The organism is Enterococcus sp. LJL128 (genome assembly GCF_056924295.1).
In genome coordinates, this window is the sequence record NZ_JBXPBP010000006.1 from 72482 (window position 1) to 94435 (window position 21954).

Annotated in this window: 18 protein-coding genes; 14 read left to right on the forward strand and 4 right to left on the reverse strand. The window is 39.0% G+C overall.

Features of this window, described 5'->3' with window-relative positions; all coding sequences use genetic code 11:
* The first annotated feature begins 38 nt into the window (after window positions 1-38).
* A complete protein-coding gene (locus tag AC1Z3K_RS09385) occupies window positions 39-857 on the forward strand; it encodes a LysR substrate-binding domain-containing protein (protein WP_461732566.1) in 819 nt (272 codons plus the stop codon).
* 988 nt (window positions 858-1845) lie between these two features.
* Here the strand turns inward: AC1Z3K_RS09385 and AC1Z3K_RS09390 are convergent.
* Window positions 1846-2721: an aldo/keto reductase gene (locus AC1Z3K_RS09390; protein ID WP_426083098.1), complete on the reverse strand. Its 876-nt coding sequence runs from the start codon at window positions 2719-2721 to the stop codon at window positions 1846-1848.
* Between the two features lie 126 nt (window positions 2722-2847).
* On the opposite strand from AC1Z3K_RS09390, the gene AC1Z3K_RS09395 reads away from it, so the two are divergent.
* A complete protein-coding gene (locus AC1Z3K_RS09395) occupies window positions 2848-3213 on the forward strand; it encodes a winged helix-turn-helix transcriptional regulator (protein ID WP_426083100.1) in 366 nt (121 codons plus the stop codon).
* Between the two features lie 32 nt (window positions 3214-3245).
* Here the strand turns inward: AC1Z3K_RS09395 and AC1Z3K_RS09400 are convergent, their stop codons facing one another.
* The 3 genes from AC1Z3K_RS09400 to AC1Z3K_RS09410 all read right to left on the reverse strand — a co-directional run bounded on the left by AC1Z3K_RS09400 (window position 3246) and on the right by AC1Z3K_RS09410 (window position 7196).
* The gene (locus AC1Z3K_RS09400; RefSeq protein WP_461732567.1) at window positions 3246-4520 is read right to left on the reverse strand and encodes an MFS transporter; all 1275 of its coding nucleotides are present in this window, start codon (window positions 4518-4520) and stop codon (window positions 3246-3248) included.
* 192 nt (window positions 4521-4712) lie between these two features.
* Window positions 4713-5186 (reverse strand): DUF2798 domain-containing protein, encoded by a 474-nt coding sequence (locus tag AC1Z3K_RS09405; RefSeq protein ID WP_426083104.1) that lies wholly within the window; start codon window positions 5184-5186, stop codon window positions 4713-4715.
* A 192-nt stretch (window positions 5187-5378) separates the two neighbouring features.
* Window positions 5379-7196 carry a tail fiber domain-containing protein gene (locus AC1Z3K_RS09410; protein ID WP_461732568.1) on the reverse strand — a complete coding sequence of 606 codons (1818 nt, stop codon included), beginning with the start codon at window positions 7194-7196 and terminating at the stop codon, window positions 5379-5381.
* Window positions 7197-7718: 522 nt separating this feature from the next.
* On the opposite strand from AC1Z3K_RS09410, the gene AC1Z3K_RS09415 reads away from it, so the two are divergent.
* From AC1Z3K_RS09415 to AC1Z3K_RS09470, 12 genes are all read left to right on the forward strand, one after another.
* Window positions 7719-8354, forward strand: coding sequence for a lactate utilization protein (locus AC1Z3K_RS09415; RefSeq protein WP_426083108.1), 636 nt, complete (start codon window positions 7719-7721; stop codon window positions 8352-8354).
* 233 nt (window positions 8355-8587) lie between these two features.
* Window positions 8588-9487: a YtnP family quorum-quenching lactonase gene (locus AC1Z3K_RS09420; protein ID WP_461732569.1), complete on the forward strand. Its 900-nt coding sequence runs from the start codon at window positions 8588-8590 to the stop codon at window positions 9485-9487.
* Between the two features lie 171 nt (window positions 9488-9658).
* On the forward strand, window positions 9659-10105 hold the full coding sequence (locus AC1Z3K_RS09425) for a hypothetical protein (RefSeq protein WP_461732570.1): 447 nt from the start codon (window positions 9659-9661) through the stop codon (window positions 10103-10105).
* A gap of 528 nt (window positions 10106-10633) precedes the next feature.
* Entirely contained in the window at window positions 10634-11536 is a 903-nt protein-coding gene (locus tag AC1Z3K_RS09430) for a LysR family transcriptional regulator (protein WP_426083113.1), read from the forward strand.
* A 38-nt stretch (window positions 11537-11574) separates the two neighbouring features.
* A complete protein-coding gene (locus AC1Z3K_RS09435) occupies window positions 11575-12717 on the forward strand; it encodes an acyl-CoA dehydrogenase family protein (RefSeq protein WP_461732571.1) in 1143 nt (380 codons plus the stop codon).
* A 16-nt stretch (window positions 12718-12733) separates the two neighbouring features.
* A complete protein-coding gene (locus AC1Z3K_RS09440; RefSeq protein ID WP_461732572.1) occupies window positions 12734-13669 on the forward strand; it encodes a nitronate monooxygenase in 936 nt (311 codons plus the stop codon).
* Between the two features lie 267 nt (window positions 13670-13936).
* Window positions 13937-15841, forward strand: coding sequence for an acyl-CoA dehydrogenase family protein (locus AC1Z3K_RS09445; RefSeq protein ID WP_426083119.1), 1905 nt, complete (start codon window positions 13937-13939; stop codon window positions 15839-15841).
* A 47-nt stretch (window positions 15842-15888) separates the two neighbouring features.
* Window positions 15889-17094 (forward strand): FprA family A-type flavoprotein, encoded by a 1206-nt coding sequence (locus AC1Z3K_RS09450; protein ID WP_426083121.1) that lies wholly within the window; start codon window positions 15889-15891, stop codon window positions 17092-17094.
* A 135-nt stretch (window positions 17095-17229) separates the two neighbouring features.
* The gene (locus tag AC1Z3K_RS09455) at window positions 17230-18510 is read left to right on the forward strand and encodes an acetyl-CoA hydrolase/transferase family protein (RefSeq protein WP_461732573.1); all 1281 of its coding nucleotides are present in this window, start codon (window positions 17230-17232) and stop codon (window positions 18508-18510) included.
* A 48-nt stretch (window positions 18511-18558) separates the two neighbouring features.
* On the forward strand, window positions 18559-19743 hold the full coding sequence (locus AC1Z3K_RS09460; RefSeq protein WP_461732574.1) for an acetyl-CoA C-acetyltransferase: 1185 nt from the start codon (window positions 18559-18561) through the stop codon (window positions 19741-19743).
* Window positions 19744-19746: 3 nt separating this feature from the next.
* Window positions 19747-20532, forward strand: coding sequence for an enoyl-CoA hydratase/isomerase family protein (locus AC1Z3K_RS09465; RefSeq protein ID WP_461732575.1), 786 nt, complete (start codon window positions 19747-19749; stop codon window positions 20530-20532).
* Window positions 20533-20828: 296 nt separating this feature from the next.
* Window positions 20829-21668, forward strand: a complete 840-nt coding sequence (locus AC1Z3K_RS09470; protein ID WP_426083129.1) for a 3-hydroxyacyl-CoA dehydrogenase NAD-binding domain-containing protein — start codon at window positions 20829-20831, stop codon at window positions 21666-21668.
* Window positions 21669-21954 lie beyond the last annotated feature (286 nt).

A 21954-nucleotide genomic window follows, 5' to 3' on the forward strand; every position in this document is an offset into this window, starting at 1 on the left:
CCAACCTCTATATAATAATAAAGAAGGAGGGAAAATCTATGTTTCAGTTAATTCGAACGTTTATTACCGTATATGAAACAAAAAATTTTACCCAAGCTGCGGATATTCTGTTCTTATCCCAACCGACAGTATCTGCTCAAATCAAAAAATTAGAAGAACAGCTACAAACAGTCCTCTTTATTCGCAAAGCCAAGCAAGTCATTCATCCTACATCTGAAGCAGTCTTTCTATATCCAAGATTTTTAACTATTTTAGAAGAATGGGAGGACTCTGTAGCACGCGTTTCAAAAAAGGAATTATTTAGAGAAAAGTGTGTGATTGCCTGCTCTCATACCTGCTCTGTTCATTTTGTTCCTAAATTTACACCAGCACTTCTCGCACATTTCCCAACAATTGACTTCAGTTTTTTAACAATGAACTCAGCAACGGTTGTCGAACAGTTGGAACAAAATAAAATAGATATTGGCTTTATCGAAAATTCCGAACTCACCAGCCCGCAGCTGACACGAACCGCTATTTATGAGGATCAATTAGTTTTGGCTGGCTCTCCTGAAGCTGACTACTGGCTGCTTCGGGAACAATCTTCCGGACTTCGTTATTACAACGAACGTTATTTAAAAGAACACAATTTAACACCGCCAATTATTCAAGTAAACAACAATGAAGTTATTTTAGCTTTGCTTGAGGAAGGTATCGGGCGCTCAGTCATTTCTAAAATGTCTGTCACCAGCCAAATTAACTGGATGCCGCTTCCTGAGGAAAGTACCCGTAAGCTCTACCTTGTCTCTCATAAAGAACGATTCCGAAAAGAAATTGATGCGATCTGCCAATACATCGAAGAACAGCTTTTTAATTAGAAAGCGAAGTTGTAATAGTGGTGTTTCACCTTAAAAAAATCAGACTATACTGCGAATGGTTTCTTCCGTTCGCAGTATAGTCTGATTTTTTTCCGAAGAGAACGCTTCGGGAACACTGTTTATTCAGTTTTAAAGGATGAAAGTATGAGAATGCGCGCACTGACTTGTTTCTTTTTTTCTTGAACAAAAGGCAACCCTGCCTCATATGAGACAGGGTTAGGAAAGTATTAAATGAAAAAGTTTGGTTATTGGGTTGTCTATAGAATACGACAGCTACCTTAAATCAACCTTAAAAACAAAGCATTATTTTTTTCCTATAGTCACCTTCTCAACCTTTTGATATCATAAACGTTAAATACTATTTTAGTTGGTTGGGGAGGGTTTTAATTAAAAAAAATCGGAATTATTCTACTTTTGGCTCTATTCTCTGGATACGCAGCAAATCATGAGACAAAAAACACCGCAGTTCCTGCATCTAGTATTGAATCATCAAGCACTATTGCAACAGAAGAACAGGGAATTGTCTATGATGTAGAAGATTCAGAAATTATCAAACACATCATCAACATAGTTTTAAATAACCATGATAAGAAAAGGTAAGAATTAGACATCAGTATTTTCACTCCTGATAATTCTTTTCAGCGAAATATTTGGGTAGCCTATGCTGTATTTTCAGATAACACCACAGCCTACCTGCTTTATATCAAAGAAGCCGGCAAGCTGGTGGAAATAGATAAAAATGAATTTGACGGTAAATTGACCAGCATTCAAAAAAGAAATCACTCGGATACAGCCATTTATGAAGAAAAAAATAATGAATAAAACCACAGCTGGCCATGTAAACGCTAAAGATAATAAGAAACATCTAGCTAATCTAACTTTTCATAGTCGGAATATTATGGCATGTATTTTTTTATTCATTATCTCCAAATGAAACTCTAGGCATTAAAGAACCTTATTGCCTGTCATTCAATGATTCAAATATAATTTAAACCATTACTTCTCGAAGATGAGGGATTGTCGAGGTTGTTACCAGGGCAACACTGCCGCCAAAAGCTCCTGTAATATGCTTCAGCACCCATTGATTCGGTTTTTCTTCTTTAAGAAGCAGCTGCGCTAACCGTTCTCTATTTTCAAGAGTATCATACTTGCTGTCTATAATTTCTGCTGTATTATACTGACCTTTTAATAACGGCGAATAAGCTACCAGTGTTAATTCAAGGTGTGTAGTTAAATAGCTTTTCATATCCGCATTCAGCGCTACCTGAGGAAACAGATCGGCATCAATCACTGGCGCCAAATAGCTGTATCTTTGCTGTATAGCACTGAAAAAAGGCAAATCCCGTACCAGACAAATCTGTCGCGCCTTTTCAAGCCGCCAGCTAAAAAAATTACTACAACCAATTTCCTGCACAACACCTTCTCTTATGAGTTCAGCCAATGTTTCCATTACTTCTTCCTGCGGTGTCTTAAAATCATCAACATGAAGATACAATAAATCAATCGTATCTGTCTGAAGGCTATTTAAGGACTTTTCAACAGAACGGAGAATCACTTCACGACTCAAGCCCTCCATTTGCTCAAACCCTTTAGCGCTTAGTGCCCCCACTTTTGTGGCCAACACCATTTTTCCATGCTTCTTGGCATGAGTCAGCCATTTGCCGATAACCCGTTCACTTTCCCGACCGTCGCCGCCATTCCAGACAGCATAATTATTTGCTGTATCGATAAAGTTTCCTCCTAATGACGCATATTCTGTCATCAAATTAAATGACTGTTCTTCAGAAACCTTCGTTCCAAAATTAATTGCACCCAGCCCAATACTACTAACCTCTAAAGAAGATCCTACGATTCTTTTTTCCATTACTATTTTCCTCCTTTTCTGTTGAAATCCAACATCAGCTTCAGTATAGCTGCCTGATGAACCCGGCACAAGAAGGCACTTTATTGTGGTATACTTACAAAAAAGTGGTCTAAGGAGTATAAGATAATGAAACAAATGGATTGGGAGGACAGCTGTCCTCTAGTGACGACCCAAAGAATTATGGCTGGCAAATGGAAGCTGTCAATTATCTGGTTTCTAGCGGAACATTCTGTTATGCGGTTTAACGAGCTAAAATCGGCATTTGATGACCCGGCACTCACCCAGAAAATGCTGACGCAGCATTTAAAAGAGCTGCAGGCTGATTCACTCGTCATCCGTACTGTATATAATACCGTTCCGCCTAAAGTTGACTATCGCCTAAGTGAGCTGGGAGAAAGCTTTATTCCAATTATGAGAAGTATGGAAACCTGGGGGAAAAGCTATCAGAAAGCTACTGATGCAAAAAAACACAGTGAAGAATCTTCAGGATGATAAGATTCTTCACTGTGTTTTCATGCTATTATTTATTTTTCCAGTACCTGTTCTCTTTCTCTAACTACCTGCACGTCAGAATCTTTGGTTCCTCTGAACAAATAGAAACAAAGATAAGAAACGCCTAATACTAGGACTGCAATAAACAGGATTGGCAGGAAAACACTAACGGTTGATTGTTTAAACAATACGCCCATCAGCATTTGACCTAAAGGAACAGCACATTGAGCAACAGCGATGATGGTAGCCATTACCTTACCAATATTTTCTCTAGGTGTAATTCGTTGAACTGTTGCAATCAAATAGATGGAGATGCTGCTCATCAGCATACCGATTGGAATACCTGTAACAACAAAAGCCATAAATCCTATCATGTTGCCGGAAGAATTGCCGGCAAAGCTAAGTCCTACGTTCATCAACAACATCAGCACACCAGAAATAGTAAAGGTAAGATAGAAATTATTAAAACGAAGATTTTTGGTAAGTGGTCCGGCTAGCACTGCGCCTAAAATATTTGCCAGACTAAATAGCGACATGCCAATACCATACATTGTATCATTCGCTTGTAAAACCACTCTTAAAATGATTGGTGTACCAACAATAAAAAATGGTGTCAGTACAAAATTGATTAATGCAGCAATGAAAATTGTTTTCAAAATAACTTTATTGTTGCGAACCTCATGAAAGCCGTCAACTAAATCGGAAGTCAATGTCTTGAGCATACCTGATTCCAATGCTCTTTTTTGAAAAGGTATTTTGATAAATGTCTCAATTACAGCAGCAGCGATAAAGAATAAGATACTGCTGGCCACCAGCATTTGAGCACCCATCAGGCTGTACAAAATACCGCCGATAATCGGTGCTACAACATTTGACATAGACAATATGCCATTTACCAGCCCATTCACCTTCTCCAGCTCACTTTCTTTTACCAGTAAAGGAATACTGGCCGTTACTACCGGCGTATCAAAGCTTCCCACAATTGATAAGACAAAAAGTAAAATGCCTATCATAAGAATAGACTGTCCTGTTCCCAGTACAAAGAACAACAGCAGCGCCAACACGGCATTTGCAACATCCATTAGTACCATTAGCATACGACGGTCAAAGCGATCGGCAATAGCTCCGCCAATCGGCGAAAACAATACAGGAATGCTGGAAACTGCCAGCACTGTAGCAAAAACATCAGCCCGTCCAGTTTGATCTAATACATACAAAGATAATGCAAACCGTAGAATAGCCCCGCCAAAAACCGATATAAACTGCCCTAAAATCAAAAATAAAATATTTCTTTGGTCTTTTTTCATTTTAAACAATCCCCCAAAATTATTATTTCCCAAATAAACAACACTCGTTCTTTTTCTACTACATTTATAAGTATAACATTTCTTTAGCTTTTGGTTTTCAGCCTGGGGAAGGATTTATTCTAGTACTTTAGCTGTAAAAAACGCATATTAGGTCTACTTTCAATACCCAACATGCGCTTAGCTTACAAGAACTCAATTTTCATATACAGTTTTATCACGCTGAAATTTTCTCAAATAGTAACGTGAAACAGGACCGGCAACTACTAATTGTAATGGTAAAGCAAATAGAATATTTAGTTTAACTGCATTTAGATAATCAAGCAGAACGTTTCCTGAAAAGCCACCCTGCAGCACTAAACCAAATAAAGACATGCAGAGCACCATCCCTAAAACCATACAACAGGATATCACTAGAGGGGTTATAGGCATTTTTCCTTTATGAATTCCAAGCAGCTTAAATGCCAGCTTTTTCGCATTTGGTCCTACTAAGAACACATCCAGCAACAGCGCTGCAAAAAAGCCTGGGATAAACCCTAATAAAAGCTCGGTAAAAATCAAACCATCTATCCCCTTATGCAGACAGCTATTATATAAGCTCATCCCCAATACCATTATCGTGCACATCATTAATGTAAAAAACATACTTTCTTTTCGATTTCTCGGCAAAATTATCGCTCCCTATTTTTTAGTAACGTCTACCATGGTAGCAAATAAAAATCTTTTTCGTAAGCATTTTTTGCACGATTTGAAAAAACTCATTTTTTTTTTGAAACAGAGGGACCCGCTGTTTTCTGGAAAATTTGTGAATTAGACTTGAAAGTTTCTGTATACCAAATGTTTCATGTGAAACAAACGTTACTAGCTTATAGTCGCTACTTTTTCTTCCAGTTCTTCTATCTTTTGATTCAGTTCTTGAATTGCTTGAATTATAGGAGCAATAAATTCCTCATAAGCGATAGATTTTACATCTAATCCGCCGTCAATTGAATGGTCTTGATAACCGCTAAAATCGATATCCAGCTCTTCCATAACAGCTTTGATTTCCTGTGCAATGAATCCTTGATGATAACGTTTTCTCGAACGGCTCCCGTCGTTAGGTACTTCTCGTTTTATACATTTCAATTGCCCATTTGCATCCCTATGCGTTTCATATTCACTATAAAATTCGCGGTTGTTCCATCTGAATTCGCGCGGCTGAATTTTTTTTATAAAATTTAGTCCTAGGGAAGTATCTCTGATGTCTATTTTGTCCCGAGCATCTGAGCGCAGCTGAATAGGATTAAATGCATACGGTGTCGTCTGAGAATTCCCCAGCTGTAGCTGATTGGACCCTGTCACAGAACTATTTTGTCCAATACCTGTAATATTCTCAAAATCAGCAATAGAAGGATTATTCAAAGCATTATAGCCGACTGCGGTTGCTCTTTTTATATTTTTTAAATCTCTGGCAGCAAAAAGTCCAACAGCAGTATTATAATCACCTGCTATTTTCTCTAATGCCTGCTGCCCTAATGCGGTGTTATATTTGCCCTGTGTATACTTCAATGCGCTGGAGCCAATAGCTACGTTGCTCCTAATATCTCCGGAAGCTTCGCTAAGACTGTAGCGGCCAATAGCGATATTGTCACTGATTTCAGGATTTGTGCGAAGCATATTCTTTCCATGTAAAGCCTGAAATCCTATTGATACATTAAACTTTGAAAAAGGTACTTGTTCCATAGCATACGCACCTAAAGAAACATCTCCAGACGATATACTATTGTTCATATTGGCATAGGATCCGACTACAACACTTTCACTCGACTTTATCGAATTATAAGCACTTGACACACCAATAGCTACACTTTTAGTGCTTTCAACAGCTTTTTCTAACGCATTATACCCAACTGCGGTATTGAATGTCGGTTTAATCGTCCAGCCAAGAGCATTTCTTCCTACAGCTACGTTACCTCTCACCTGTTTTGTATTTTCAGGAATAATCAGCGGTTTGTCTTTCTCACCTACATAGTCTCTCCAGTCAGTCCATAAGTTATCTAGATAGCCTGTATCCACATCTTCTCTGTAAAAATGATGGGTTCCAATTAAATCAGTATCTCCCATGGATAATCCGGCATTTGACCCCACAACGGTATTCCTTTCTGTAAGAACAGTATCCCGGCAGGCATTATCCCCAATTACAACAGTGTATTCTGCCTCAGAAACTTTCGTCATAATATTGGTTCCCATTCCGACGTTTCTTGAAAGCCTATTCCCTTTGGAAAGAAAGCTTTTATCTCCAACTACAGTATTTCCAACAGAATTTTCATCAATTGCCTGTAGCGTGTTAATGCCTAAACCAATATTATTGTACAATCTGTTTATTTGCAGATAGGTATCATTCAATACGTATTCCCTAATAATCCCTGCAGAAAGCCATTTAATGACGGCTCCTGCCCCCTTTATTTTAGTAGTAGGCAATTTTCGCAATAAGTAGCTTCCTTTAGGAAAAAATAGCATCCCAATTTTTTCTGCCTCTAAAACAGCTGCCGTATCATCGGTTGTTCCATCACCTTGTGCGCCAAACCATTTAACATTTACGCCTCTTTCAGTAAATTCATTTTTCACTCTTTTTAAAGCAGATTGATCTTGCTCATATTCTCTAAACTCGCTGCTTTGTCCTAAATCTATCTCACCCATAAACATCCTCCTTATTATAATGTGCCTGAAAACTCTAACGGCGAATCGTTATATAATTTACCTCTCAAAGCTAAGTGACGCTAGTTTCTTTCAAGGAATAGTTATCAAAGCAGCGCATGCCATTCTGTTGCTATACTTAAGTAAACAAAACTGGCCGCTCGCTTATACGGCACATTGCCAGTTCTATTTGCCTAAAGACCTGCTAACAGAATGGTATGCGTACGAAAATAAAAGTCATTTTTCAATCAATAGTATTAAAAATGACTACTCTGAATTGAGCTAGCTTGTGGTTTTGCTTGATTTCCAAAACAATCTTGAAAAATTTAGATGCCATTCTACTTTTCAGACACTTCCTAATAAGAATATAGGATATCTTTCTTTACAAACTCCCATTTTACTCCCATTTTTAAAGAACAAGTCTCCCCAATCCTTAGCTTGTTCATCGTTCACTACTTTAGAGTCTTGCCTCTGCAAATATTTGCTATAATAATGATATGTAAAATGTTCGCGGGAGGGATTATTGTGTTTCAAAAAGATTATTATCAAAAACAAGCAGATACACTTAAAAAGAAGCTGACTCGTCGAAATTTTGATGTTCATATTTGTCAAGACTTTAAGAATGCACAAATGACAGCCTTGGATTTAATTGATTCCAGCAAAACGGTTGCTTTTGGCGGTTCTGTTACACTTCAGCAAAGTCAAATCATAGATGCCCTAAATCAGCGAAAACAAGCAGTTATTAATCGGGATTTAGCTGAAACTCCTGAAGAAAGACATCAGCTGATGAGACAGTCCTTATTAGCTGATTATTATTTGACTAGTGTCAACGGCATCAGTGAAGACGGCATTTTAGTCAATATTGATAGTGTGGGAAACCGGGTTGCTGCTCTTTCCTACGGTCCAGATAAAGTAATTGCTTTTGTCACTATGAATAAGATTTATGGAAATCTGGAAAGCACCATTGAAACAGTCAGGAAGAAAACGGCTCCGGAAAATGCTTTTCGTTTAGGCCTAACAACAACGCCCTGTATAAAAACCGGGCAGTGTGGAAGCTGTCTAAAGGAAGAATGCATTTGCAGTATGATTTCTCTTATACGCCGTTCCAAAATAGACAGGCGAATGACCATTTTATTAATTTTGGAAAATGGTGGAATTTAATTCAAAAGAGACGGGGCATATCTACTTTCCAGTCTTGTTTTTTGTTTTAAATCCGAACAACGGCATCTCAGTCCTTGTATGCTGCGAGAAGCCGAGTATAGTAAGAACCATAGACACAAAAGCAGCTGAACCTAATTTTTTCTTCTTGCTTTTTGCTTTGAATAGATGATACATTCAAAAAGCATATAGGATAATACTGGATATAGAAGAAAATACGAGGAGGAAATCAGGATATGGATAAAATGCGTTTTCATGATATGATAATTCATTGGTTGGATGGCGGGAATACAGCGATGGACGGAGGTGCAATGTTTGGCGTTGTACCTAAACCGCTTTGGTCCAAAAAGTATCCGGCAAATCAAAATAATCAGATTGAACTACCGACCGACCCGATACTGATTCAATACCAAGGAAGAAATATTTTAATCGACAGCGGCGTAGGAAACGGCAAGCTGTCAGAAAAACAAAAACGTAATTTTGGCGTCTGGTCTGAACCTAAAATAAAAGAGAGTCTAGCCGAATTGGCACTGCTTCCTGAAGATATTGATACCATTCTTATGACTCATATGCACTTTGATCACGCTGGCGGGTTAACGGGTTATGACGAAAACGGTCGATTGGTTTCCTGCTTTCCTCAAGCAAAAATTATTATTAATGAGACTGAGTGGAATGAAGTAAGACAACCTACTATGCGGTCAAAAAGTACCTATTGGAAAGAGAATTGGGAAGCTGTTGAAAAACAGGTTGTTACATTTTCGAAATGCTACAATGAACTTTCTGATATTGAATTAATTCATACAGGCGGGCATAGCAACGGGCACTCTATTGTTAAATTGACACAAAAAAATGAATGGATTTTTCATATGGCTGACTTGATGCCCACACAGGCACATCAAAATCCTCTATGGGTATTAGCGTATGATGACTATCCAATGGATTCCATTTATGCAAAGGAACGGCTCCTGCTTGAAGGCTATGAGAAAAAGGCAATGTTTATTTTCTATCACGATGCTTACTACCGAATGATGCAATGGTCTTCTGATGGAAAGAAAATCCTTAACCATCAGCTGCGAAATAAAACACCCTTTATTCCCAACCCGCTGCTATCAACAGAACCAAAAAAAGCCGATTAATGAGCTATCAGTCTATTAGATAGAATTAATACAGCTATAAGAATTTTTGAGTAGTAAAAGAAAGCAGCTTAGTTTATGGTATAGCTGAAGAGACTCGATGATTAAACTCATTGGCTATTCGAAGAATACTCATTTGATTTAGCTAAAAACTGCCAGTTAGGGAGAAAGATTATGGGTGAATTAAATTTATTCTGGGAGCAATACAACCAGCTGTTTTGTTTTGAACATACTATTAAAAATGAACTTGATCCAACTGAATTAGAGCACATCAAAAATATTGTGGAAGAAAAATTAAAAAATCTATTATCCTATGAGAGTGAACTTGAACAAAAATCTTTGATTGATTATTTGGATATTCCTAAAGGAATCAGTAAAGAAAAAATTCTTTTTTCTGTCCAAATTAGTGAAATTGACAACGAAAAAATCGAGCTGTTTGTTGTTGGTACAGACAAGGCTCATCAGCAAATTTGCTGTACATTTTTTGAACGAGTCTTTATTCAAAGAACCAATGAGCAATTCTTGAACTTTCCTGCTAATACATTCTTGAAGCTGGGATTCGAACATCGTGAATACAAGCGCAGTGTGCGGAAAAAAATTTCTCTCCTCTTCAATAAATAGCTTTTTAATAAAAAAGATAAACATCTAACTTCCAATAAGCAGCCGGAAAAATTTATAAATTTTTTCGGCTGCTTACTTTATATAAATGAGTTTGAATGGTAAATAAAGAATGAAATAGAAATAGCTTTGCTCTGCCATACAGACCAAATAAGGATTATATTCCAATTTCTTTATGAATCATATCCAGCAACAATTAAGTTTCACCACTAACCTATTAGTAAAACTAATAGGTAAGATAAAAATACCTTAGTTTGCAAACAAAAGAAAACACTATATCATTAAATCAGAAAGCGCTTGCAATTGCATTAATAGTGAGTACAAGCAATGAACTAGGACTATGTTGATCAAAAATAGTCATTGCCTATACAGATGAAAATATATAAACTGTCTTCAAAATAAAAAGATTTCTCTACTATAAATTGTTTACTGCTATAATTATTTTAAACTAGCAAATATTTTAAAGTAAAAAGCTCATGCTATACAACACCTTGAGCTTAAAGTCAGCGATAATTCGAAAGGAGTCTTTTGATGGATATCACTCAGCTTAGCTATTTTATTAAGATTGTCGAGAGCGGTTTTAATTTGTCTTTAGCGGCTCGCAAAATCCACATTACCCAGTCAGCTTTAAGCCAAATGATTACCAATTTTGAAGCAGAAGAAGAAGTGCTGTTATTCGAAAGAAGAAATGGTCGTTTTGAGCAACTAACCCCAAGCGGCAAATTATTGTACGAGTATGCGTTAGAAATTATATCTAAGTATGAAGAGATGAAAACGATGATTCGTAAAGAATCGTTAAAGCAAAAAGGAACAATTCGAATTGGAATGCCTTCAGCGATTCTTCGAATGTATTTCTTGTCATTTTTACCTCAGTTTATACTTGAGCATCCAGAGCTTCAAATAGAAATTGTCGAAGGTGGAGCTAAAGATTTAAAGAAGAAACTATTAAATAACGATTTAGACTTGGCTATCTTAGTAGATCCGGCTCGGTTAGATCATAAATCATTTGAAGAACAAGTAATCCAAATTGATGAATATGTCGCATATATGAAAAAGAACCATCCTTTAGATACAAAAAAACAGCTTGACTGGAAAGATTTGGAACCTTTCTCAATCGGAACTTTTCACGAAAGCTATACAACCTATGACTTAGTTAAAGACCGATTAAATGAGCATATAGAAAATGCCAAAATTCAGTTTACCGGCCAGTCATTAGAATATTTGCTGGATTTGACTGGACATTCTGACACTGTCATCATTCTCCAGCATGCGATGTGTCTTTATGCAGATGAAAAAACCACTAGTAAAAAACAATTTAAAGAGCCCCTTCAATTCGTCTTATTGTTGTGTCGACCTGTCAAAAGCTTTTACACTTATGAAGAAAATTTCCTGTACGAATCAATCTTAGAATTTTTTTACCAGCCTGCTGATTAATGTTTTCATCTTTTACGAGACAAAAAGGAGATTATCTTGTGAAAAATTCGTTGAAGGAATATATCCATTTATTAAAAAAGAATGGGCTGGATGCTCAAGCAGACGCTTTTGATCAGTCGAAAAAAGTTCCTCTTGAAATAATGAAAGATTTAAGTAAAAGAGGGTTTATTGGTGTTGGCTTTCCAACATCTATCGGAGGAACCGGCGGAAGCTTTGAAGATCATTTAGCCTTGATTCAGGAATTATCGACCAGCTTTCCTGCCCTTTCAAGTATTTTTTTAACCCAATCAAACTTTGCTGTCTGGCCGCTGTATCGCTTTGGAACTGAGAGTCAAAAAATAGCTTATCTTGAACAGCTCATCAAAGGAGAAACTTGGGGTTCACTCGCATTAAATGAAGTTGGATCTGGAAGTCAGCTATCTGAGATTAGAACGACTGCAATAGAACACGAAAATTATTGGCAAATCAATGGAACTAAAGCAACCATTTCGAATGCACCAATTGCTGGACTATTTTTTGTAGCCTCCAAAGTAGAACTGATGAGCGGCGAAAAAGGCTACGGGATTTTTCTGCTAGAAAAAGGAACTACTGGTTTAGAGGTCGGTCCTGATATCGAAGAAGTTGGACTGCACGCCTTACCTGTCGCCGATATTTATTTCAAGGAAATAAAAATTCCAAAAGAAAATATCCTTGGTGGAGAGCTAGTAGATGAAAAACAAGTTGATATGATTTTCAACCGTATCCGTTTATCCATCGCAGCACAATCAATTGGAATCGCACAAGGTGCCTTTGCTAAAGGTCTGAAGTATGTTCGAAAGGAACGAAAATTCGGACTGCGGCTCATTAACCTAATCGAATGCCAACGGGTTCTTTCAGAAACAGCAACAGATATCGAGGCTGCAGAATCCTATTTAAAAAATACAGATTTAGAAGACTATACAGACACGATTCAAATTGCAAAAATCAAGCTTTTTTGTACAGAAGCATCCATTAAAACAACCGAAGCTTTAATGTCTATGACAGGCGGCTATGGTTATACCCGTAATAACCATATTGAACGTTTTTCAAGAGATGCACAGGTGACCGCACTCTACGGCGGCTCAACGAATGCACAAAAATTTATAATCTCAAGAACATGGCTGAAAAATAACGATGAAAGTACCGAATACCAAAATAAATAGAAATGAGTGAATATCTATGCTGCTAACAAAACTATTAGGAATTAAATATCCTCTTTTTCAAGGCGCTATGGCTCAAATTTCAAGATATGAACTGGTATCTGCCGTTTCAAACGCCGGGGGCTTGGGCGTGATTGCCTCAGGATCCATGGATAAAGAAACTCTGCGCTATCAAATTCAAGCCTGCAAAGAGCTAACTGACAAACCCTTCGGAGTCAATTTAATGATGATGATGGATAATGTTGGCGAGCTGGCCGATGTCATCATTGAAGAACAAGTAGCTGTCGTTACTACAGGAGCTGGAACACCTAAAGACTACGTACCTAAATTAAAGGCTGCCGGGGTAAAGGTTTTCCCCGTTATCGCCACTGTTGCACAAGCGAAAAAAATGGAAGCACTAGGCGTGGATGGCGTAATTGCAGAAGGTACTGAAGCTGGTGGACACATTGGTGAGAGCAGTACAATGTCTCTGGTGCTACAAGTCAGTGAAGCTGTTTCTATTCCTGTTATCGCAGCCGGCGGAATCGTAAACGGCCGTGGGATTGTCGCAAGCTTTGCTTTAGGTGCTCAAGGTGTTCAAGTTGGAACAAGATTCCTGGCATCAGAAGAGGTTCCGATTCCAATGAGTTACAAACAGGCAATTGTAGCAGCTCAGGATGATTCGACAATTGTAACCGGGCGAACTTCAAAAGCACCTGTTCGTGTAATAAAAAATGAAATGTCTAAAAAGTATTTAGAAATGGAGTATCAAAAGGTGCCCCGTGATGAACTGGAAAAGCTAACAATGGGTTCCTTACGAAAAGCAGTTGTAGACGGAGATATGACTAACGGCTCTATCATGGCTGGTCAAATTTCAGGCGCAATTAAAAGTATCAAGCCGGCTAAATCAATCATCGATCAAATGTTTTCAGAAGCAGAAGATGTAATGAAGGAAATGCCAAAAATATTTTACTAAAAAATTGTTAATAAGTTGTTAAACGGTTATCTGTAGATAGTTCGGCTATTTGCAGATGGATACCTTGTAAGCGCTTACAATTAAATGGATATGTATTTGTTATTCTGCTATCTTAGCTACATTATAAATACAAGAACGACAATTCTTATAGAATCAATCTTTAACGAATCCTTAAGGATGGAACATTTACACACAAATACAAACTTACCGACTATTTCAAAGAGCCGGTAAGTTGTAAATAAAAAAAGTTTTATTGGAGGTTATGATATGAGATTTAAGACATCTGAACAACACGAAACTTTTAGAGCGAAGGTCCGGGAGTTTGCAGAAACAGAAATTAAGCCAATCGCAGCCACTTTGGATCTTGAAAATCAATTTCCTGATGAAATCGTTAAGAAAATGGGCAAGCTCGGCATTATGGGCATACCTTTTCCTGAAAAATATGGAGGCGGTGGTTTTGACACCACAACTTATGCAATTGCTGTAGAAGAGCTTTCCCGAGTAGACGGCGGTGTAGGGGTAATCCTTTCAGCCCATGTCTCACTGGGCTGTTATCCTATTTATGCACATGGTACAGAGGCACAAAAAAAGAAATATTTAGTGCCGCTAGCTAGAGGGGAAAAAATTGGGGCCTTCGGTCTAACCGAAAGTGAAGCTGGAAGTGACGCCGGTGGAACTGAAACAACTGCAGAGCTAGTTGGTGACCACTATATTTTAAACGGAAGCAAAATTTTCATTACGAATGCTCCTAAAGCTGATACGTACATTGTATTTGCTGTAACAACACCAGATATCGGTATCCGAGGCATCAGTGCATTTATTGTCGAAAAAGGCTGGGAAGGTTTTGAATTCGGCGAGAAGTATGACAAGATGGGAATTCGCTCTTCTAGTACAGCAGAGCTAATCTTCAACAATGTGAAAGTACCTAAAGAAAACTTGTTAGGTGTTGAAGGAAAAGGCTTCAATATTGCAATGGCTACATTAGATGGCGGACGTATCGGAATTGCAGCCCAAGCCTTAGGTATAGGACAAGGAGCTTTCGAAAGCGCTTTAGAATATGCCAAAGAGCGTGAACAATTTGGTAAAGCAATTGCTCATCAACAGGTAATTTCATTCAAGCTAGCGGATATGGCAACTAAGCTGCGGGCAAGTCGGATGATGGTTTACAGCTCGGCTGAGCTAAAAGACAGTGGTGAACCATTCGGTTTGGAATCTGCAATGGCGAAACAGTATACCTCAGACAACGTACTGGAAATTGTAAATGATGCCCTTCAAATTTATGGTGGTGCAGGCTACATTAAGGGCAGCGACGTGGAGCGTTTCTATCGCGATGCCAAGATTTGTACTATCTATGAAGGAACGAATGAAATTCAGCGGGTAGTTATTGCCTCCCATTTGGTTGGTAAAGAGCCTAAGGTTCAAGCAGTCAGCGCGAAAAAAGGACCAGCAACCGGCGATCGTAAGAAGGTTATACTGAAAGATGCAGATCCTGCTAAAAATGTAGAAACGTTGGTAGAACAGTTAAAAAAAGATGGCTACGATTTCTCCGTAGGAATCCCGATTGATACACCAATTGCTCAAGCAGAGCGGGTAGTCAGTGCAGGACGAGGAATTGGCGCGGAATCCAATATGAAATTAATCGAAGAGCTTGCGAAACAGGCTGGAGCAGCAATCGGCTGTTCACGTCCAGTTGCAGAAAACCTGAAATATCTTCCTATGGTTCGCTATGTAGGAATGTCTGGTCAGAAATTCAAAGGGAATTTATATATCGCATGTGGTATTTCTGGAGCTGGTCAGCATTTGAAGGGAATCAAAGATGCATCCACTATTGTCGCAATCAATAATAATCCAAATGCAAAAATATTCAAAAATGCGGACTACGGCATCGTTGGTGATGTAGAAGTTATCCTGCCGTTGCTGGCGAAAGCACTAGATACCGGAGAACCGAAGAAGGAGGCGCCGCCAATGACGAAAATCAAACGTGCAAAAGCGAAAAAACCTGCACCATCTTACAAACTCTATCTATGTGGAGGGTGTGGTTACGAATACAATGCTGGCAAGGGAGATCCAGAGGGTGAAGTGGCTCCAGGAACACTATTCAAAGACTTGCCGGAAGAATGGGTTTGTCCTGAATGTGGTGAAGAAAAAGACGTCTTCATCGAAGGGTTCTAACAACTTAGTTTTCACTGAAAGTCAGATTGAATAGGAGGAAATAATATATGTATACAGTTAGAAAAGTAACAGAAGATTTGTACTGGGTCGGTGGCGATGACCTCCGCTTGGAATTATTTGAAAATATGCATCCAATCCCTCGTGGTGTTTCTTATAACTCTTATCTGCTATTAGATGAAAAAACAGTGTTATTTGATGCCGTAGACTGGGAAATCACACAGGATTTCATTCGAAATATTGAATTGGTTCTAAACGGACGACCATTAGATTATCTAATTGTAAACCACATGGAACCTGATCATTGCGGTTCAATCGAAGAATTGATTATTCGTTATCCAAAATTAAAAATTATCAGTTCAGAGAAGTCATTCATGCTAATGCACCAATTCAACTATCATGTAGATGGCCACGAAGATCAGGTCAAAGAAGGAGACACACGTAATTTTGGTAAACATACTGTAACCTTCGTCGCTGCGCCAATGGTTCACTGGCCAGAAGTATTAATGACCTACGATATAACAAGCGGCATTCTATTTTCTGCAGATGCTTTCGGATCATTTGGCGCTCTCGGCGGTACACTTTTCGCTGATGAAGTGAATTTTGACCGTGACTGGATTGATGATGCCCGTCGCTACTATACAAATATTGTTGGTAAGTACGGACCATTTGTACAATCTGCATTGAAAAAAGCAGGAACCATTGATATCAAAATGATTTGTCCGCTGCATGGTCCAGTTTGGCGGAAGGACTTTGGTTATCTACTTGATAAGTATGATAAATGGAGTCGTTATGAGCCGGAAGAAAAAGGGGTCGTTATCATCTTTGGTTCAATGTATGGGAACACTCAATTTGCAGCACAAGCACTAGCTACTCGTTTATGTGATAGAGGCATGACTAATGTGAAGGTCTACGATGTATCTAGCACACATATCTCCTATCTTATTGCAGAAACATTCCGGGCAAGCAACATTGTACTCGCCTGTCCAACCTTTAACTTAGGAATCTATCCGCCGATGAAGAATTATCTCATTGATTTACAGGCGCTGAATGTACAGAATCGAACCTTTACATTGATTGAAAATGGTTCATGGGCGCCAAAATCAGGAGCATTGATGGCTGAATTCTTAGAAGAAGAGCTGAAACGGATGACTGTTATGGATGAAACCTTGAGCATTAACTCTTCGCTGAAGGAAGTCGATGAGCCAGACTTGGATAATATAGTAGAAGCCTTGCTGGAAGCTGTGAAAGAATAAAAATAATTGAAATCAGTCACATTTTCAACTTTCCTTTATTACAAAATGTGACTGACTTTATAATAAAATGCTCAAAAAACAAGGATAAATTCCGCTTAAAAAGTATGATAATTCTTATAAAAAGGAGGATATACTATGAATAATTATGTAACAGCTGAAGAAGCTGTGAAGTGTATCAAGGATGGAGACCGGGTTGTTATCGGTCTCGGATGTGGAGAAGCAACTGCATTAACACGAGAATTTGGGAAAAGAATCCCCGAATTAAAAAATGTTGAAACAGCACAAATGCTGCCGTTGGGAGAAACCGCTTACTGCGCACCTGAAGCAGTCGGTCATGTGCGGCACAACAGCTTGTTTGTCAGCGGAAAAGACCGCAAAGCCGTTTCAGAAGGCCGAGCAGACTACACACCTCGTTTCTTTTCACGAATGCCTTCTTTATTTACTGATGGGAGTCTACCTGCCGATGTTGCTCTCGTTCATGTTAGTAGAGTAGATCAGCATGGCTACGTTAGTTTAGGAATCAGCGTTGACTATATTATGACCGCAGCTAAAAATGCAAAAATCGTTATTGCTCAAATCAATAATAATCTGCCCCGGACACATGGCGATTGCTTTATGCATATCAGCGAATTTGATTATTTAGTTAAAGAAGACACTCCTATTCAAGAACTTCCTCAAGCAGCTCCAACAAAAGAAGAGCAGGAAATAGGCAAATACTGTGCCAGCCTGATTCAAGATGGAGATACTCTGCAGCTTGGTATCGGCAGCCTTCCTGATGCAGTTTTGGATTGTCTGCATGATAAAAAAGATTTAGGTATTCATAGCGAAATGTTTAGTGATGGTGTTATGAAGCTGGTGAAAAAAGGGGTTATCAACAACAGCAAGAAAACACTCCACCCAGGAAAAATGGTCGCTACATTCCTGATGGGAAGCCGGGAACTGTATGATTTTATTGATGACAATCCTAGTATTCATATGGCACCAGTGGACTATACAAATGATCCAGAAGTTATTGCTAAAAATGATCGTCTGATTTCGATTAACAGCTGTGTCCAAGTCGATTTAACTGGCCAAGTAGCTTCAGAGAGTATTGGTATCACACAAATCTCAGCCGTCGGCGGTCAATTAGATTTTGTCAGAGGAGCCAATATGTCTAAAGGAGGCATCTCTATCATTGCAATGCCTTCTACTACCAGAAATAATACCGTCAGTAAAATTGTTCCATGTCTGGATCAAGGAGCTGTAGTGACCACAGGTAGAAATGATGCTGCAGTCATCATTACCGAGTACGGTATTGCTGATTTGAGAGGCAAATCCATTCGTGAACGCAGTCGTGCACTAATTGAGATTGCTCACCCTAATTTCCGGGAGGAGTTACAGAAAGAATGGGAAAACCGCTATCACATGACATGGTAATGATATGACGGTACAAAATAATCTATGATTCAAGGAAGGTGGATTTATTTGGAAACTGAAATTGTATTAGCAGGTGCAGTGAGAACTGCTATTGGAAAATACGGAGGAGCTTTAGCTAATACCTCTGTAGTAGATCTTGGTGCTATCGTTATAAAAGAAGCAATCAAAAGAGCAGGAATTGCTCCTGACCAAGTAGATGAAGTCAGCATGGGAGCTGTATTGCAGGCCGGCATGGGTCAAAATATTGCCCGGCAGGCAGCAATCAAAGCAGGATTGCCCGTAGAAGTACCTGCTCAAACATTAAATATCTTATGCGGCAGCGGTCTAAAGAGCGTCAACATGGCAGCAGCTATGATTGCAGCCGGGGAAGCAGACATTATCGTCGCCGGCGGGATGGAAAATATGTCAGCAGCAGCTTATGCATTAAAAAATGCACGTTTTGGCTACCGCATGGGTAATGGCGAAATGATTGACACGATGATTAATGATGGCTTGACAGATGCTTTTAATCATTATCATATGGGAATTACCGCTGAAAATGTGGCTGAGAAATATCACATTACCCGGGAAGAGCAGGATGCTTTTGCAGCAGAAAGTCAGCAAAAAGCGGAAAAAGCGATTGCTGAAGGACGCTTTAAAGATGAAATCGTTCCAGTTCCAATAAAGGTAAAAAGAGAAACAGTCATGTTTGAACAAGATGAATTTCCCCGCAGCGGCATCACTTCTGAAGGCCTTAGCAAAATGAGACCGGCCTTTAAACCAGATGGCGGAACTGTTACAGCTGCAAATGCTTCTGGAATCAACGATGGAGCTGCCGCGGTTGTGGTAATGAGTGCAAAAAAAGCGAAAGAGCTTGGTGTAAAACCAATGGCTCGCTGGGTCGTGGGAGCTAGCGCCGGCGTAGATCCTGCAATCATGGGAATTGGCCCTGTTGAAAGTACCGGAAAAGCCTTAGCAAAATCAGGCTTGACCATCGAACAAATGGACTTAATCGAAGCAAATGAAGCCTTTGCTGCTCAAGCACTAGCTGTTGGAAATGAGTTAAACTGGAATGCTGAACGTGTAAACGTCAATGGCGGAGCTATCGCATTAGGTCATCCAATCGGTGCTTCAGGTGCCCGGATATTGGTTACCCTGCTTCACGAAATGGAGAAGCAGCAGTCCCGCTACGGTCTTGCTACGCTTTGTGTCGGCGGCGGTATGGGGATTAGTACAATTGTAGAGAGGATGTAGACGATGCAGTATTTAAACTACGAGGTACAAAATGAAATTGGACTGCTAACAATTAATCGTCCTAATGCTCTAAATGCCTTAAACAGCCAAGTCATAGCTGAACTTTCAGAGCAGGTAAAGGAAATAGCTGATTCTTCCCTACGCTGTCTGGTTATCACAGGAGCTGGCTCTAAAGCCTTCGTTGCAGGTGCAGATATTGCTGAAATGAAGGATTTAACTGCTCAACAAGCACAGGATTTTTCAGAGGAAGGCAATCAGGTGATGAAGCAAATTGAGGCGCTGCCAATGCCAGTTATTGCAGCGGTCAATGGCTATGCACTGGGCGGCGGCTGTGAGCTAGCATTAAGCTGTGATTTACGAATCTGCTCAGAAAACGCAGTTTTCGGTCTGCCAGAGGTGGGATTGGGTATTTTACCAGGTTATGGAGGTATACAACGCCTAGTCCGCGTAGCCGGCTTGTCTCAAGCAATGGAAATGGCCTTCACAGCCCGCAATATCAAAGCAGGCGAAGCCTTATCTATTGGATTAGTCAGTCAGGTTATTCCTGCTGAAGAATTAATGGAAAAAGTGATGAAAATGGCAGAAAGAATTGCTGCCAACGCACCAGCTGGTGTAAGAGCTGTAAAAAAAGTGGCACAGGCAAGCATTGGTTTATCTATCGAAGATACTTATCTTTTAGAAAGCGAACTATTCGGCAAGTGTTTCTTGACAGCCGATCAAGAAGAAGGTATGAGCGCCTTTCTTGAAAAGCGAAAACATGCACCCTACACCGGTCAAAAGAAAATGTAATAAGTGCTGTGGCGGGTGCAAAAACAGACTCCTAAGAACAAGTTAAAAGGGCACAGCACTAGTCTGAGACTATATGTACATTCCCTTATAGATAAAAAACAAAGCAGATATTTTATCAGAGTAAATAGCTAAAAAATGGTTTAGATTTACTGTTTCACAGCAATTTTGTCTAGGAGTATCACATGCTTCTATAAAAGATCTGTCGCATTGTCTCAAAACTATCGGCAGGATTATTGAAGCTCCTATTCTATTTTTTGAGAAAACACGTATATCTTAACCTCATAAGGAGGACAACTATGAAGATTGCCGTAATAGGCGCAGGAACAATGGGAGCTGGTATTGCCCAGGCCTTCGCCATTAATCCAGAGTATGAAGTATTATTATGTGATATAAAACCCGAATGGGCTGAAAATGGAAAACAAAAAATTGAAAGTAATTTAAACAGGCTTGTTAAAAAAGGAAAAATAACTCAAACAGAGCTAACAGATATTTTGAACCGCATTAACACTGGCAGTTCTAAAGATGCTGCTGACTTCGATTTAATTGTCGAAGCTGCAGTAGAAAAAATGAATTTGAAAAAAGAAATCTTCAAAGAACTTGATGAGCTTTGTAAACCTGAAACAATTTTTACAACAAACACATCTTCGTTATCTGTAACAGAATTATCTAACGACTTAACACGCCCTGTGATTGGTATGCATTTTTTCAATCCAGCACCAGTAATGAAGCTAGTAGAAGTTGTTTCCGGTCTGACAACTCCAAAAGAGCTAGTAGACAAAATTGCAGCGATTTCAGAAGCTATTGGAAAAACACCTGTCATCGTTGAAGACTCTGCCGGCTTTGTTGTGAATCGCTTGTTAGTTCCCTCGATAAATGAAGCAATCGGTATTTATGCAGAGAAAGTAGCTAGTGCTGAAGACATCGATACAGCAATGAAGCTAGGCGCAAATCATCCAATGGGACCATTAGCTTTGGGAGATTTGATTGGTTTGGATGTTTGTTTGGCAATCATGGAGGTCTTGTATAGTGAGATGGGGGATTCAAAATACAGACCTCACCCACTATTGCGGAAAATGGTCCGCGGCAATCAATTAGGACGTAAAACTGGAAAAGGATTTTTTGACTATTCAAGATAAAAAGAAGTAAGTGGGTTATATATTTTCAATTTGAGCAGAGCCTATAGCTGAGAATTTGTATTGGCTCTGCTCATTCATTTGCAGCAGCATGCTTATTTCAAAAAAAAAAGGGCGCTGTCACCTCAGTATTGAAACGATTACTTATCGTTAACTAGAGGCTTAGTCAGCATTCCATGCATTTTCATCCCTTTGTTATAATTTTTATTTATAGTTGTTATTAATTTTCATGATTAGACAGAACAACAATCCCTTTTTACAATATAATTGAAAGCGCTTCAAAAAAATA